The organism is Streptomyces sp. NPDC029122, from assembly GCF_055569445.1.
Genome location: NZ_JBVHWK010000006.1, coordinates 202,967 through 217,427 on the forward strand (window position 1 = coordinate 202,967; position 14,461 = coordinate 217,427).

13 protein-coding genes and 1 riboswitch are annotated in these 14,461 nt (G+C 70.8%); of the genes, 7 read left to right on the plus strand and 6 right to left on the minus strand.

What is annotated here, in order from left to right; translation table 11 throughout:
- Positions 1–114 precede the first annotated feature (114 nt).
- The 6 genes from ACZ4WZ_RS10500 to gcvT all read right to left on the minus strand — a co-directional run bounded on the left by ACZ4WZ_RS10500 (position 115) and on the right by gcvT (position 5,921).
- Positions 115–627, minus strand: a complete 513-nt coding sequence (locus tag ACZ4WZ_RS10500; protein ID WP_467887813.1) for an AMIN-like domain-containing (lipo)protein — start codon at positions 625–627, stop codon at positions 115–117.
- Positions 628–712: 85 nt separating this feature from the next.
- A complete protein-coding gene (locus tag ACZ4WZ_RS10505) occupies positions 713–1,123 on the minus strand; it encodes an SsgA family sporulation/cell division regulator (RefSeq protein ID WP_467887816.1) in 411 nt (136 codons plus the stop codon).
- A gap of 162 nt (positions 1,124–1,285) precedes the next feature.
- Positions 1,286–2,668, minus strand: coding sequence for an L-serine ammonia-lyase (locus ACZ4WZ_RS10510; RefSeq protein WP_388939873.1), 1,383 nt, complete (start codon positions 2,666–2,668; stop codon positions 1,286–1,288).
- Positions 2,669–3,068: 400 nt separating this feature from the next.
- Positions 3,069–4,325 carry a serine hydroxymethyltransferase gene (glyA, locus tag ACZ4WZ_RS10515; RefSeq protein ID WP_467887819.1) on the minus strand — a complete coding sequence of 419 codons (1,257 nt, stop codon included), beginning with the start codon at positions 4,323–4,325 and terminating at the stop codon, positions 3,069–3,071.
- 17 nt (positions 4,326–4,342) lie between these two features.
- Complete coding sequence (gcvH, locus tag ACZ4WZ_RS10520) at positions 4,343–4,726, minus strand: glycine cleavage system protein GcvH (protein ID WP_467887822.1); 384 nt, start codon at positions 4,724–4,726, stop codon at positions 4,343–4,345.
- A gap of 79 nt (positions 4,727–4,805) precedes the next feature.
- Positions 4,806–5,921 (minus strand): glycine cleavage system aminomethyltransferase GcvT, encoded by a 1,116-nt coding sequence (gene gcvT / locus ACZ4WZ_RS10525; RefSeq protein ID WP_467887825.1) that lies wholly within the window; start codon positions 5,919–5,921, stop codon positions 4,806–4,808.
- 178 nt (positions 5,922–6,099) lie between these two features.
- A riboswitch (glycine riboswitch) is annotated at positions 6,100–6,203 on the minus strand.
- A 260-nt stretch (positions 6,204–6,463) separates the two neighbouring features.
- Here gcvT and ACZ4WZ_RS10530 point away from each other — a divergent pair.
- The 7 genes from ACZ4WZ_RS10530 to ACZ4WZ_RS10560 all read left to right on the plus strand — a co-directional run bounded on the left by ACZ4WZ_RS10530 (position 6,464) and on the right by ACZ4WZ_RS10560 (position 14,456).
- Complete coding sequence (locus ACZ4WZ_RS10530) at positions 6,464–7,099, plus strand: AAA family ATPase (RefSeq protein WP_467887828.1); 636 nt, start codon at positions 6,464–6,466, stop codon at positions 7,097–7,099.
- 98 nt (positions 7,100–7,197) lie between these two features.
- Entirely contained in the window at positions 7,198–7,932 is a 735-nt protein-coding gene (locus ACZ4WZ_RS10535) for an enhanced serine sensitivity protein SseB (protein ID WP_467887831.1), read from the plus strand.
- 62 nt (positions 7,933–7,994) lie between these two features.
- Positions 7,995–8,735, plus strand: coding sequence for an enhanced serine sensitivity protein SseB C-terminal domain-containing protein (locus tag ACZ4WZ_RS10540; protein ID WP_388939883.1), 741 nt, complete (start codon positions 7,995–7,997; stop codon positions 8,733–8,735).
- A gap of 620 nt (positions 8,736–9,355) precedes the next feature.
- The gene (locus ACZ4WZ_RS10545) at positions 9,356–10,348 is read left to right on the plus strand and encodes an ABC transporter permease (RefSeq protein WP_388939884.1); all 993 of its coding nucleotides are present in this window, start codon (positions 9,356–9,358) and stop codon (positions 10,346–10,348) included.
- Between the two features lie 94 nt (positions 10,349–10,442).
- The gene (locus ACZ4WZ_RS10550) at positions 10,443–12,158 is read left to right on the plus strand and encodes an ABC transporter substrate-binding protein (protein WP_467888049.1); all 1,716 of its coding nucleotides are present in this window, start codon (positions 10,443–10,445) and stop codon (positions 12,156–12,158) included.
- Between the two features lie 205 nt (positions 12,159–12,363).
- Positions 12,364–13,365, plus strand: a complete 1,002-nt coding sequence (locus ACZ4WZ_RS10555; RefSeq protein WP_467887835.1) for an ABC transporter permease — start codon at positions 12,364–12,366, stop codon at positions 13,363–13,365.
- Positions 13,366–13,394: 29 nt separating this feature from the next.
- On the plus strand, positions 13,395–14,456 hold the full coding sequence (locus tag ACZ4WZ_RS10560) for an ABC transporter ATP-binding protein (protein ID WP_467888051.1): 1,062 nt from the start codon (positions 13,395–13,397) through the stop codon (positions 14,454–14,456).
- The last annotated feature ends 5 nt before the right edge of the window (positions 14,457–14,461 follow it).

Below are 14,461 nucleotides of genomic sequence, written 5' to 3' on the forward strand. Positions count from 1 at the left end.
TCCTCCCCCCCCCCCCCCCACCCCCTGCCCCTGCCCACCCTCCCCCCCCCCCCCCCCCCCCCCGCCCCCCCGCCCCCCCCCCCCCCCCCCCCCCCCCGTCCGTACCCGCTCGGGTCAGCAGGTGTTCGGGTGCGCGACGTCCAGCACGAACCGCTCGGGCGAGTGCAGGACGGAGGTGCTGTAGAACGGCTGGGTGTCGAAGGCGGCGCCGAAGGTCACGTACCCCTCGAAGTCGCCGGTCAGGGCGATGCCCTTGAGCTTGCTGAGGTAGATCTTCTGGAGCTTGGGCCCCTGGTAGACGTTCTGCCCCGCGTCGTCGTGGGCGGCGGCGGGGTGCAGCCGGATCTCCAGGAAGTACTTCCCGGCCAGCGGCACGGGCTTGCCGGACCCGTCGTAGACCAGCTGGGACACGGGAGTGACGGTGACCGGGGGGACGTACCCCTCGAGGTCGATCACGATCCGGTCGAACGTGCAGTGCCCGCCCCAGCGCGCGTTGACGACGAGCGGAGTCTGGGTGCGGGTGGACGTGGTGGCGGCGGAGGCCGGCGACGTGGAGAGCGCGAGCCCGGCGGTGAGCAGGGCGCCCGTGGCCAGGGCCACGATCCGGCGGCGGTGCGGGTGACGCATGATGTCTCCCCGGTTCCGTGAGACGGGGACTGCCTGTCATCCCCTAGGACACCGCCGGGCCGCGCGCGGTTCCACGCGCCGCCCCTCAGTACGCCAGCAGTGCGCTCAGCTGCGCGTCCAGGTCGTAGTGGCGCCGCTCCTGCCCGCGCGGCACCAGCTCCGTCATCCGCCGGCACAACGCGTGCACGTCCCTGGCGCGGGCGGAGAGCACGCAGCCGCGCTCGCCGTTGCTGAAGCCGAGCAGGACGCGCGGCTCGGAGCCGCTCCAGCCGGGCCACACCTGTATGTCGCCCTCGCCGGTGGGCGCGTGCTGCCCGTCGAGCAGCAGCTCGCGCGAGAACACCCAGCGGGCGAGGTGGGCCCCCGCGCCCCGGAGGTCGACGGCCACCTCGTACGGGCGGTCCGTGCGGTAGACGAAGCGGCCGGTCAGGGGCACGGTCAGGGGGGCGGCTTCCAGCCGCAGCGGCAGGAGTCGGTGGTCGGTGGTGATGGCCATCGGCGGCTGCCTCTCGTCGTACGGGGGTCGTCCGGCGCCCCTCCCCGCACGCTATCGCCGCCCGTGGCCGCGCTCCGGGGCCGAAGGTCCCGAGGGGCCGGGCCGCAGGGCCCCTTTTCGGCCACGACCCGGTCCGGACCCCGCCCGGAGACCGCTACGGGGTCAGCACTCGATCACGTTGACCGCGAGCCCGCCGCGCGCCGTCTCCTTGTACTTGACCTTCATGTCGGCGCCCGTCTCCTTCATGGTCTTGATGACCTTGTCGAGGGAGACCTTGTGGCTGCCGTCCCCGCGCATCGCCATCTTCGCCGCGGTGACGGCCTTGACGGCGGCCATGCCGTTGCGCTCGATGCAGGGGATCTGGACGAGGCCGCCGACCGGGTCGCAGGTCAGGCCGAGGTTGTGCTCCATGCCGATCTCGGCGGCGTTCTCGACCTGCTCGGGGGTGCCGCCCAGGACCTCGGCGAGGGCGCCCGCCGCCATCGAGCAGGCGGAACCGACCTCGCCCTGGCAGCCGACCTCGGCGCCGGAGATCGAGGCGTTCTCCTTGAAGAGCATGCCGATCGCGCCCGCGGCGAGCAGGAAGCGGACCACGCCGTCCTCGTCCGCGCCGGGCACGAAGTTCACGTAGTAGTGCAGGACCGCCGGCAGCACGCCCGCCGCGCCGTTCGTGGGAGCGGTCACCACGCGCCCGCCCGCCGCGTTCTCCTCGTTGACGGCCATCGCGTAGATCGTCGTCCACTCGCTGCGGTGCATCATCGGGTCGCCCTCGGTGCGCAGCTGGCGCGCCGTGGAGGCGGCCCGGCGCTTGACGCGCAGCCCGCCCGGCAGGATGCCCTCGCGGGACATGCCGCGCGAGACGCAGGACTGCATGACGCGCCAGATCTCCAGGAGGCCCTCGCGGATCTCCTCCTCCGTGCGCCAGGCCTTCTCGTTCTCCAACATCAGGGAGGAGATCGACAGACCGGTCTCGTTGGCCAGGCGCAGCATCTCGTCGCCCGAGCGGAACGGGTACCTCAGGACGGTGTCGTCGAGCTTGATCCGGTCCTCGCCGACCGCGTCCTCGTCCACGACGAAGCCGCCGCCGACCGAGTAGTAGGTCTTCTCCAGGAGCGGGGCGCCGGAGGCGTCGTACGCGAAGAGGGTCATGCCGTTCGCGTGGTAGGGCAGCGAGCGGCGGCGGTGCAGGATCAGCTGGTTCGGCTCGTCGAAGTCGATCTCGTGGGCACCGCCTATCTCGGCACCCAGCAGACGCAGCTTGCCGCTCTTGCGGATGCGCTCCACCTCGTCGTCGGCGCTCTCGACGTCCACCGTGCGGGGGGAGTGGCCCTCCAGGCCGAGCAGGACCGCCTTGGGCGTGCCGTGCCCGTGGCCGGTCGCGCCGAGGGAGCCGAAGAGCTCCGCCCGGACGGAGGCGGTCTGGGCGAGGGCGCCGTCCTTCTTCAGCCGCGTCACGAACATGCGCGCCGCGCGCATGGGACCGACCGTGTGTGAGCTGGACGGACCGATGCCGATCGAGAAGAGATCGAATACGGAGATGGCCACTGGCGGACTCCCGGAACATCCCCGCTGTGGCGGGGAAACAACGACCCGTCCAGCTGCCCGCGAGGGTAGCGAGGCAGCCGACGGATGGGCGGACTTTGCGGATGTTTGGGCAAAGGGCGCCGGTGGGCGCCCTTGCCCTGCTAAAGCAGCGTACGTCCTTCATGCGGGGGTGAGCTCCCGCCCCGGGGCGTTGCCGCGAGTGATTTCGACCTCGGGCGCCGAGGACGGCGGGCCGGGGCTTCCAGCTGGTTCCGCGCCACGGCGGAGGCGCCTCGGCGGGGTGGGAACCCACAGGGGGACGAGAGGTCCGCCGGGGGGTCTGTGTCATGAAAAGGGGCCCGGCCCTGTGCGAGAACAAGACCGGGCCCCCCTCCCGAGCCCGTGACCAGGCGCTGGGCGACTAGAGCGACGGGTACAGCGGGAACTTCGCGGCCAGGGCCGAGACGCGCGCCTTGAGGGCGGTGGCGTCGTAGTCCGGCTTCAGCGCCTGCGCGATGATCTCGGCGACCTCGGTGAAGGCCTCGGCGTCGAAGCCGCGGGTCGCGAGGGCCGGCGTACCGATCCGCAGGCCCGAGGTGACCATCGGGGGCCGCGGGTCGTTCGGGATGGCGTTCCGGTTGACCGTGATGCCGACCTCGTGGAGGCGGTCCTCGGCCTGCTGGCCGTCCAGCTCGGAGTTGCGCAGGTCGACGAGGACCAGGTGCACGTCGGTGCCGCCCGTGAGGACGTCCACGCCCACGGCCTTGACGTCGTCCTGCACCAGGCGGGCGGCGAGGATCCTCGCGCCCTCCAGGGTGCGCTCCTGGCGCTCCTTGAACTCCGGCGAGGCCGCGACCTTGAAGGAGACGGCCTTGGCCGCGATCACGTGCTCCAGCGGGCCGCCCTGCTGACCCGGGAAGACCGCGGAGTTGATCTTCTTGGCCAGCTCCTGCGTCGACAGGATGACACCGCCGCGCGGACCGCCGAGGGTCTTGTGCGTGGTGGTGGTGACGACGTGGGCGTGCGGAACCGGGTTCGGGTGCAGGCCCGCGGCGACCAGACCCGCGAAGTGGGCCATGTCGACCATCAGGTACGCGCCGACCTCGTCCGCGATCCGGCGGAACGCGGCGAAGTCCAGCTGGCGCGGGTAGGCGGACCAGCCGGCGACGATCAGCTGCGGCTTGGACTCCTTGGCGAGGCGCTCGACCTCGGCCATGTCCACCTGGCCGGTCTCGTCGACGTGGTAGGGGACCACGTTGTAGAGCTTGCCGGAGAAGTTGATCTTCATGCCGTGGGTCAGGTGACCGCCGTGGGCCAGGTTCAGGCCCATGATCGTGTCGCCCGGCTTCAGCAGCGCGAACATCGCGGCGGCGTTGGCCTGCGCGCCCGAGTGCGGCTGGACGTTCGCGGCCTCGGCGCCGAACAGCGCCTTGATGCGGTCGATCGCGATCTGCTCGACCACGTCGACGTGCTCGCAGCCGCCGTAGTAGCGGCGGCCCGGGTAGCCCTCGGCGTACTTGTTGGTCAGGACCGAGCCCTGGGCCTCCATGACGGCGACGGGAGCGAAGTTCTCCGACGCGATCATTTCCAGGGTCGACTGCTGGCGCGCGAGCTCGGCGTCGACGGCGGCGGCGACGTCGGGGTCGAGCTCGTGGAGGGGGGTGTTCAGAACGGACATCAGGATCCCCTGGGGTGTCAGTTGTCGGAGTGGGTGAGCGCGGCGTACTCCTCGGCGGTGAGGGCGTCCTTCGGCTCCTCCGAGAGGCGCACCTTGAACAGCCAGCCACCCTCGAAGGGCGCGGAGTTCACCAGGGCCGGGTCGTCCACGACGTCCTGGTTGAACTCGACGATCTCACCGGAGACGGGGGAGTACAGGTCGCTGACCGACTTGGTCGACTCCAGCTCGCCACAGGTCTCGCCCTCGGTGACGGTGTCGCCGACCGCGGGCAGCTGGGCGAAGACGACGTCACCGAGAGAGTTGGCGGCGAACTCCGTGATGCCGACCGTCGCGACGCCGTCTACGGCGGCCGACAGCCACTCGTGCTCCTTGGTGTAACGCAGCTGCTGGGGGTTGCTCATGACCTGATTCTCCTGGATGCGGGGAGGTGGATACGAACGGTGGTCTTGCGTGCTGAGACGGTGGAGCCCGGTACGAGGGCTACTTCTGCCGCTTGTAGAAGGGCAGGGCCACGACCTCGTAGGGCTCATGCGTACCGCGAATGTCGACGCCGACGCCGGAGGTGCCGGGCGCGGCGTGCGCCGCGTCGACGTACGCCATCGCGATCGGCTTGCCCAGCGTGGGGGACGGGGCACCGGAGGTCACCTCGCCGATGACCTCGCCGCCCGCGACCACGGGAAAGCCGGCGCGCGGGACGCGGCGGCCCTCGGCGACCAGACCGACCAGCTTGCGCGGCGGCTTGGTGGCGGCGACCTCGGCGGCGGCCTCCAGGGCGGCGCGGCCGACGAAGTCACCCTCCTTCTCGAACTTCACGACCCGGCCCAGCCCGGCGTCGAAGGGGGTGAGGGCGGTGGTCAGCTCGTGCCCGTACAGCGGCATGCCCGCCTCCAGGCGCAGCGTGTCGCGGCAGGACAGGCCCGCCGGCACCAGACCGGCGTCCTTGCCCGCCTCGGTCAGGGCCTGCCACAGCTCCACGGCGTGCTCGGGGGAGACGAACAGCTCGAAGCCGTCCTCGCCCGTGTAGCCGGTACGGGCGATCAGCGCGGGCACGCCCGCGACGGTGCCCGGCAGGCCGGCGTAGTACTTCAGGCCGTCCAGGTCGGCGTCCGTGAGCGACTTCAGGATGCCGGGGGACTCGGGGCCCTGGACGGCGATCAGCGCGTACGCGTCACGGTCGTCGCGGACCTCGGTGTCGAAGCCGGCGGCGCGCTCGGTGAGCGCGTCCAGCACGACCTGGGCGTTGGAGGCGTTGGCGACGACCATGTACTCGGTCTCGCCGAGGCGGTAGACGATCAGGTCGTCCAGGATCCCGCCGTCCTCCCGGCAGATGTGCGTGTAGCGGGCGCGGCCGACGCCGACGGTGGAGATGTTCCCGACGAGCGCGTAGTCCAGGGCCTTCACGGCCTCCGGGCCGGTCAGGGTGATCTCGCCCATGTGGGACAGGTCGAACAGGCCGGCCTTGGTGCGCACGGCGTTGTGCTCGTCGCGCTCACTGGCGTAGCGCAGCGGCATGTCCCAGCCCGCGAAGTCGGTCATGGTCGCACCGAGCGAGCGGTGCAGCGCGTCGAGCGCGGTCAGGCGGGGGGCAGTGCTCATGGGTGTGGCTCCCGGGTCCCAGGGCATGACATGACGAGGAGGTTCCTCCCCATCTGTCATCGGAACCTGAGAGGTTCGCCGAGAGTTCCCGGAGGGGGAACGCCGACTTGCACCTTGGGTGGAGCACGCGCCGGGCCGTCGGGGACGGACGCGGCGGGGGCTCGCTTTTCAGATCTGCCTCATCCACGCGGTACGGGGCCTGAGAGATTCAAGGGAGGTACTTGCTCCTTCGGCGCCCGGGCACGGCCTCGCGGCCTGCCGGGACTCTCCCGCGCGGATTCAAGCGGCCGGTATGCAGTTTGGTGTCCAGATGGCGCACATCATTGCACGGGACGGGCGGGAGGGGGCAGTGGGGCCCGGAAGAACGTGCGGTCCGCGCGGTCCGGTGGAGGCCGCCTGCGCGCCGGCCGGGCCGTCCGCGCTGTGGAACGTCCGCCCGCAACCGCGGCCGGCGGATTACCGTCTCTTTACATTCAGTGGGCATGGGGCCCTCGCGGGCCCGATTCGGGGGGAGACGATTCACTGTGCGGAGGTTCGGAGTGGTGACGACCACGGGCACGGTCGGGGCGGTCCCGGCGCCGCGGAGCGCGGCCCGCCCCGCGGCGGCCGGCGGTCCGGTGCGTGACCTGCGTGGACGGTCCGCGGGGCCGCACCGGCTCGGCTACGCCGCCGGGGACATCGTCGTGGTGTCCGGGCTGCCGGGCGGCGGCAAGAGCACCCTGATCAAGCGGGCCGCCGAGACCGGCATCGACTCCCAGGACACCCGCGAGCGCTGGGAGCGCCGCATGCCGTCCGCCCTGCCGTACGCGGTGTACCGGCCGCTGGTGCGCGCCGCCCACTACCGGGGGCTGTGGCGCGAGCTGCGCTCCGGCGCCTCTGTGGTGGTCCACGACTGCGGCACCCAGTCCTGGGTGCGGGCCCTGCTGGCCGCCGTCGCCCGGCAGCGGGGCCGGGCCCTGCACCTGCTGCTGCTCGACACCACCCCCGAGGAGGCCCTGGCCGGGCAGGCGGCGCGGGGCCGCCGGGTGTCGGCGTACGCCTTCGCCCGTCACCGGAGCGCGGTCGCCCGCCTCCTGGCCGCGGCCGAAGCGGGCCGCCCCCCGCGCGGCTGCGCCACGGTCACCCTCCTGGACCGCCGGGCGGCCTCCGCCCTGAACCGCGTCGCCTTCGACGCCTGAGGCGGCGGCGTCCCCAGGCGCCGCCCGCCCCGGCCCGCCGCCGGAGGCCGGGGTAGCCTCGGGGCGACATCGGCGCGGAACAGGGAGAGCGGGCGCACATGACGGGCAACGGCTGGCCGGCGAACGAGTTGGAGCAGGTGCTCGGAGCGGTGCTCGGCCGGGCGGACGCCGGCCCGCAGATCCTGGAGGCGCTCGGCCGCAGCCGGGTCTGGGTGCCGCTGCCCCAGGGCGGCGGTCCCGACAGCACCTCCCTCGACCTCCCCACGATGCTGATCGGCGGCGAGGCGTACGTCCCCGTCTACAGCTCGGAGGCCCAGTTCCGCTTCGCCGCCGGCCCCGCCATGGACTTCGCGGTCGCCCCCGCGGTCGAGTTCGCCCGCGGCCTGCCCCCGCAGCTCGGCATCGCCCTGAACCCCGAGGGCGCCGTCGGGGTCCCGCTGCCCCCGGCCGCCGTCGCGGAGCTGTGCCGCACCGGCCGTACCGAGCTCGACGGCCCGGCCACCGGCGGCCGCGTCCGGCTGTTCGAACCCGACTGGCAGGACGACCCGGTGGACTTCCTCGCCGCCGCCGGCGAGGAGTTCCGGGCCACCGGAGCGGTCGCGGCCGCCCACCGCTGCCTCGCCAGCGTCGAGGGCGGCGACCCCCAGCTCTACATCGGTGTCCGGCTGACGGGATGGGATCCCGAGGCGCGGAACGCCCCGCTGGAGGCACTCGGCCGCGCCCTGGCCCGCGTACCGGCGCCCTGGCCGGTGCAGCTGATCCTGCTGGACGCCGCCGAGGACCCGGTCACGGACTGGATTCGTGAGCGCGTACGCCCCTTCTACCTGCCGTAGCGCCGCTTAAGCTGGTCGGGACGTGTGGACGACGGGCGGAAGAAGACGAAGAGGGGTACCGGGTGAGTGCGTCAGGCACGGCCGCGGCCGGGCAGGTCGAGCACATGCTGCGCCAGGTGACTCCCGGGCGCTATGAGAGCTACGAGTCATTCCTGCGCGCCCTCGCCGAGGGCAGGCTGTGGATGCTGCTGTGGCAGGGGCAGCCGGGCTCGCCGGACGCCCAGTACGGCGGCATGGAGGTCGAGGGGCTGGGCTACGCCCCCTGCGTGACCTCCCCGCAGGAGCTGGCCGCGAGCGGCTGGAACCGCGGCTACGAGGTCGTCACCGGCCGGGACATCGCCCGCGCCCTGTACCCGGACCGCTGGGGGCTGTGGGTCAACCCGCACGCCCAGGGCGGCGGCCTCGGCGTGCCGTGGGCCGACCTGCGCCGGGTCGCCACCGGCCTGGACCGGATGCCGGCGGGGCCGCTGCGGCTGTCCGAGCCGGCCCTGGAACTCCCGCAGTTCTACGGGCTGCTGACCCAGCACGCGCACCGGACGCCGGCCGTGAGGTCGCTGCGCCGCGCCTGGGTGCAGCCCTCGCTCGGGTCGGCGTACCTCGCGGTGGGACTGGACCTGTACGACGCATCGGCGCCCGCGCTGGAATCCGTACGGGAGATGATGCGCCAGTCGGTCGGCGCCGTGCCCGAGGGGGTTCCGGTGTGCACGGTCGCGCTGGCGGACGAGCACGATCCGGTGGCGATGTGGCTGCGTGCGCAGACCAGGCCCTTCTACGACCGCGAGGGGCAGGCGGCCGCCTACTGAGCCGCTCCGGGGGCTCCAGGGGCTCCGGGGGCGCGTTCCCCGAGCTGCCTACAGGGATTTCCCGGGTGCGCCCGGACCCTGAGACGGACCCCTCCGACGGACACCGGGCCGCCGGGAACCATGGTTCCCGGCGGCCTTCGTCTTGTCCGGATATCACCGCAGACGGGCGTCCAATTGGCTCGGTACTCCCACGAGTTGGCCTTGATGTCCGTTTGCGTACCGAACGGACGGTCTTGCTCCGCTGAGCCGTGAGCGGAGTCCGGATAACGGGAACCACGGCCTCAGATCACGGTTGCGCATCCATTCATCTGCGGGTCTGGCGGCTGGTCGAGCGCCCGATGAAGACTCCCCACCCAAGAGCCGGTCAGTCCTCGCGGACGCGGTTCGGCACGTGGTTCCGCCGTTCGTCCCGACACGGCGCTCCCGTACTTCCCGCACCTCAGCCGCACCGCACCGCCCGCACCGCACCCTGCTCCACCCACAGCACGGCCGCACTGCCAGCACCTCGCACCTCGTACGCGTTCACGTGCCCCGAGCACTCGAGCGCCACTCCGCACCAACGCCGCCACAGCGGCGGGCATGGGCCGACCACCCGTCGGCCGAGAGGGGTCCCCACCACGATGACGGCACCACTGCACGACACGAGCGCGGAAACACCCGCACCCGTGTCCGTAGCCGACGTCCCTGCCAAGGCCATCGAAGGCCGCTCGCCCGGCCGCATCGCCTGGATGCGGCTCAAGCGCGACAAGGTCGCGCTGACCGGCGGCGTGATCGTGATCCTCCTGATCCTGGTGGCGGTCTTCGCGCCGCTGATCGTGAACCTGCTGGGCCACGACCCCAACGAGTTCCACGAGGACATGATCGACCCGGACCTGGGCACGCCGCTCGGCTCCTTCGGCGGCATCAGCTCCGACTTCCTGCTGGGCGTCGAACCGACCAACGGGCGCGACGTGTTCAGCCGGATCGTCTACGGCGCCCGCATCTCGCTGGTCGTCGCCTTCCTGGCGGCCTTCGTCTCGGTCGTCCTCGGCAGCCTCCTGGGCGCCCTCGCCGGCTTCCTCGGCGGCTGGGTGGACGGGATCATCAGCCGCCTGATGGACCTGCTGCTGGCCTTCCCGCAGCTGCTGTTCACCATCGCCCTGGTCTCCGTCGTCCCCAACTCCCTGTGGGGGTTCGAGGGTTCGGGCGTCCGCATGGGCGTGCTCATCCTCGTCATCGGCTTCTTCGGCTGGCCGTACATCGGCCGCATCGTCCGGGGCCAGACGATCTCCCTGCGTGAACGCGAGTACGTCGAGGCCGCGCGCAGCCTCGGAGCCGGCCGCGGCTACATCCTGATCAAGGAACTGCTGCCGAACCTGGTCGCGCCGATCCTCGTCTACGCCACGCTGATCATCCCGACCAACATCCTGACCGAGGCGGCCCTCAGCTTCCTGGGCGCCGGCGTGAAGCCGCCCACCGCTTCCTGGGGAAAGATGCTCTCCGACGCCGTCCCCATCTACCAGGACGACCCCATGTACATGGTGGTCCCCGGCATGACGATCTTCATCACCGTCCTGGCGTTCAACCTCTTCGGGGACGGGCTGCGTGACGCACTCGACCCCAAGGGCAGCTGAACCGCTTCTTCGATTCACCACCTATGGAGGTTGGACAACCGTGATCCGCAGAAAGCAGGCTCTCGCGATCACCGCCGTGATCGCCGCCCTCTCGATGACCGCCGCGTGCGGTGGCAACGGGGACAAGAAGGCCGACAGCAAGGCCGACGGCGACAGCGGCAAGGGTTACAGCGGTGCCGCCACCGCCGTGATCAACCCCTCGGAGGACAAGGGCGGCGAGCTCAAGCTCTGGTCCCCGCAGGACGTCGACTACCTCGACCCGGCGCGCGCCTACTACGGCTTCGTGTGGAACATGCAGCGGCTCTACGTCCGCAGCCTGCTCGCCTACGACGCCAAGCCGGGCAAGGACGGCACCAAGGTGGTCCCGGACCTCGCCGAGGCCCTGCCGGTCATCAGCAACGACGGCAAGACGTACACCCTCAAGCTCAAGGAGGGGGTGAAGTTCGAGGACGGTACGCCGATCACCTCGAAGGACATCAAGTACGGCATCGAGCGCGTCTTCGCCCAGGACGTCCTGTCCGGCGGCCCGACCTACCTGATCGACCTCCTCGACCAGGGCCAGAAGTACCCCGGCCCGTACAAGGACACGGACCCCAACAAGATGGGTCTGAAGACGGTCGAGACGCCGGACGACAGGACGATCGTCTTCAACCTGGCGAGCGCCAACTCGGACTTCAGCTACCTGCTGGCCATGCCGTCCTCCTCGCCGGTCCCGATGGGCAAGGACACGGGCGCCACCTACACCAACAAGCCGATGTCGACCGGTCCTTACAAGGTCGAGAGCTTCACCGCCGGCAAGGGTGCGACCTTCGTCCGCAACGAGAACTGGGACCCGAAGACGGACCCGATCCGCAAGGGTCTGCCGGACAAGGTCTCCTTCACGGTCACCACCAACCCGGACGACATGGACCAGCGCCTGCTCTCGGGCGACATCGACATGGCCGTCGACGGCACCGGTGTCCAGCAGGCCGCGAAGAACAAGATCCTCAAGGACGCGAACCTCAAGAAGAACGCGGACAACCCCTTCACGGGCTACATCCGCTACTTCGCCTTCCCGCAGACGGTCGCGCCGTTCGACAACATCGAGTGCCGCAAGGCCGTCATCTACGCGGCCGACCCGAAGTCCCTCCAGACCGCCCGTGGCGGCCCGACCAGCGGTGACCTCGGCGCGAACATGCTGCCGGCCGGCGTCCCCGGCTCGGACAAGAGCTACGACCCCTTCGGTCTGACGAAGGGCAAGCCGCAGGAGGCCAAGGCCAAGGAGGCCCTCAAGGCCTGCGGCAAGCCCGACGGCTTCGAGACCACCATCGCGGTGCGCAACAACCGCGCCCCCGAGGTGAAGACGGCCGAGTCCCTCCAGGCCTCCCTCGCCAAGGTCGGCATCAAGGCGACGATCGACCAGTTCGACGGCAAGCTCTCCTCCTCCACGATCGGTTCGCCCGAGAACGTGAAGAAGAAGGGCTACGGCATCATCGTCATGGGCTGGGGCGCCGACTACAACTCCGGCGCGGGCTTCCTGCAGCCGCTGGTCGACGGATCGTTCATCCTGCCGAACGGCAACAACAACTACACCGAGGTCAACGACCCCGAGATCAACGGCCTGTTCGACAAGGCCGCTGCCGCCCCCTCGCCGGAGGCCGCCGCCCCGTTCTACGGGGAGATCAACAAGAAGGTCATGGACAAGGCGCTCTACCTGCCGATCAACTTCGACAAGGCGCTCGTCTACCACAACCCGCGCCTGACGAACGTCTTCTTCAACGAGTCCTTCGGCAAGATCGACCTCGCCACCGTGGGCATCGCGCAGAAGTAGCAGGAGCACAGAAGTAGCAGGCTGCCCGGCGATGAGCCGGGCAGCCGGGCAGCCCGGCCGACCGCCGGGCAGGCAACCGCAACTCAGCACGTAAGTAAGTGCCTTCACCGCACATGCGCTAGTCCGAAGGGCAGGTGAAGGCCGCAGGCGCTGGCCGCCGCCCCCACGAGGGGCGGCGGCCAACAGCCCCGGGCGGCCGACTGCAGTGCTCGTCTACCTCATACGGCGGCTGTTCAACGTCGCCGCCACGCTGCTGGTGGTCTCCTTGGTCACCTTCGGCATCTTCTTCGCGGTCCCGAAGCTGACCGGCAGCGATCCCGCGCTCATGTACGCCGGCCGGGAGACCAACGAGACCGCCCTGGCGGGCATCCGCGTCAAGATGGGCTTCGACAAGCCCATCTCCGAGCAGTACCTGCTCTTCGTCAAGGGCATCTTCGCCGGCCGCGACTACGACGGCGGCACCGAGATCACCCACTGTGCGGCTCCCTGCTTCGGCTACTCCTTCAAGACCGAGGCGCCCGTCTGGGAGACCATGATGGACCGCATCCCGGTCACCCTCTCGCTCGCCCTCGGGGCGGCCGTGATCTGGGTGATCGCCGGTGTGGCCACGGGCGTGATCTCCGCCCTCAAGCGCCGCACCGCCATCGACCGCACCGTCATGGTCGGCGCGCTCGCCGGTGTCTCCCTGCCGATCTTCTTCACCGGCATGGTGGCCCCCGCGATCTTCGTCTACAGCCTCGGCTGGCTGGACGTCTCCAACTACAAACCCCTCACCGAGGATCCGCTGGCCTGGCTCAACAGCCTGATCCTGCCCTGGGTCACCCTCGCCTTCCTCTTCGCCGCCACCTACGCGCGCATCACCCGCGCGACCATGCTGGAGGTGCTCGGCGAGGACTACATCCGCACCGCCCGGGCCAAGGGCCTCAAGGAGTCCGTGGTCATCCGCAAGCACGCCCTGCGCTCCACGCTCACCCCGGTCGTCACGATGTTCGGCCTCGACCTCGGAGGGCTCCTCGGCGGCGCCGTGCTCACCGAGACCACCTTCAACTTCCAGGGCCTCGGGACGGCGGCCGTCGCCGCCATCAGCGCCGGCGACCTCCCCGTGATCATGGGGGTCACCCTGCTCGCCGCACTGTTCGTGGTGATGGCCAACCTGATCGTGGACCTGCTGTACGCCGTCATCGACCCGCGCGTGAGGCTGACGTGACCAAGAACGATTCCGACCAGCCGGCCTTCGTGCCCGAGCAGGGCGGCGCGCGCGACGCGACCCCCTTCCTCTCCGTGCGCGACCTCAAGGTCCACTTCCCGACCGACGACGGCCTGGTGAAGTCCGTCGACGGCCTCTCCTTCGACCTGGAGCGCGGCCAGACCCTCGGCATCGTCGGCGAATCCGGCTCCGGCAAGTCGGTGACCTCGCTGGCCATCATGGGCCTGCACCGCACCGGCAACGCGCGCAGCCGCCCGCACATCTCGGGCGAGGTGGTGCTCGACGGCGAGGACCTGGTCAGCGCCGACGCCGACCACGTACGCCGGCTGCGCGGCCGCAAGATGGCGATGGTCTTCCAGGACCCGCTGTCCGCGATGCACCCGTACTACTCGGTCGGCAAGCAGATCGTCGAGGCGTACCGGACCCACCACGACGTGGACAAGAAGAAGGCCCGCGCCCGCGCCGTCGAGATGCTCGACCGCGTCGGCATCCCGGAGCCCCACCAGCGCGTGGACGCGTACCCCCACGAGTTCTCCGGCGGCATGCGCCAGCGCGCGATGATCGCGATGGCGCTCGTCAACAACCCCGAACTGCTCATCGCGGACGAGCCGACCACCGCCCTGGACGTCACCGTCCAGGCGCAGATCCTCGACCTGATCCGCGACCTCCAGAAGGAGTTCGGCTCCGCGGTCATCATGATCACGCACGACCTCGGCGTGGTCGCCGAGATGGCCGACGAGATCCTGGTGATGTACGGCGGCCGGTGTGTGGAGCGCGGCACCGCCGAGAAGGTGTTCTACGAACCCCGCCACCCCTACACCTGGGGACTGCTCGGCTCCATGCCGCGCATCGACCGCGACCAGACCGAGCGGCTGATCCCGGTCAAGGGCTCGCCGCCCAGCCTCATCAACATCCCGAGCGGCTGCGCGTTCAACCCCCGGTGCCCCTACGCCGACGTGCCCAAGGGGGGCATCACCCGCACCCAGCGGCCCGAGCTGACCCAGGACGACAGCCGGCACTGGTCCGCCTGCCACATGTCGCAGGAGGAGCGGACCCGGATCTGGACCGAAGAGATTGCGCCGAAGCTGTGACGGAC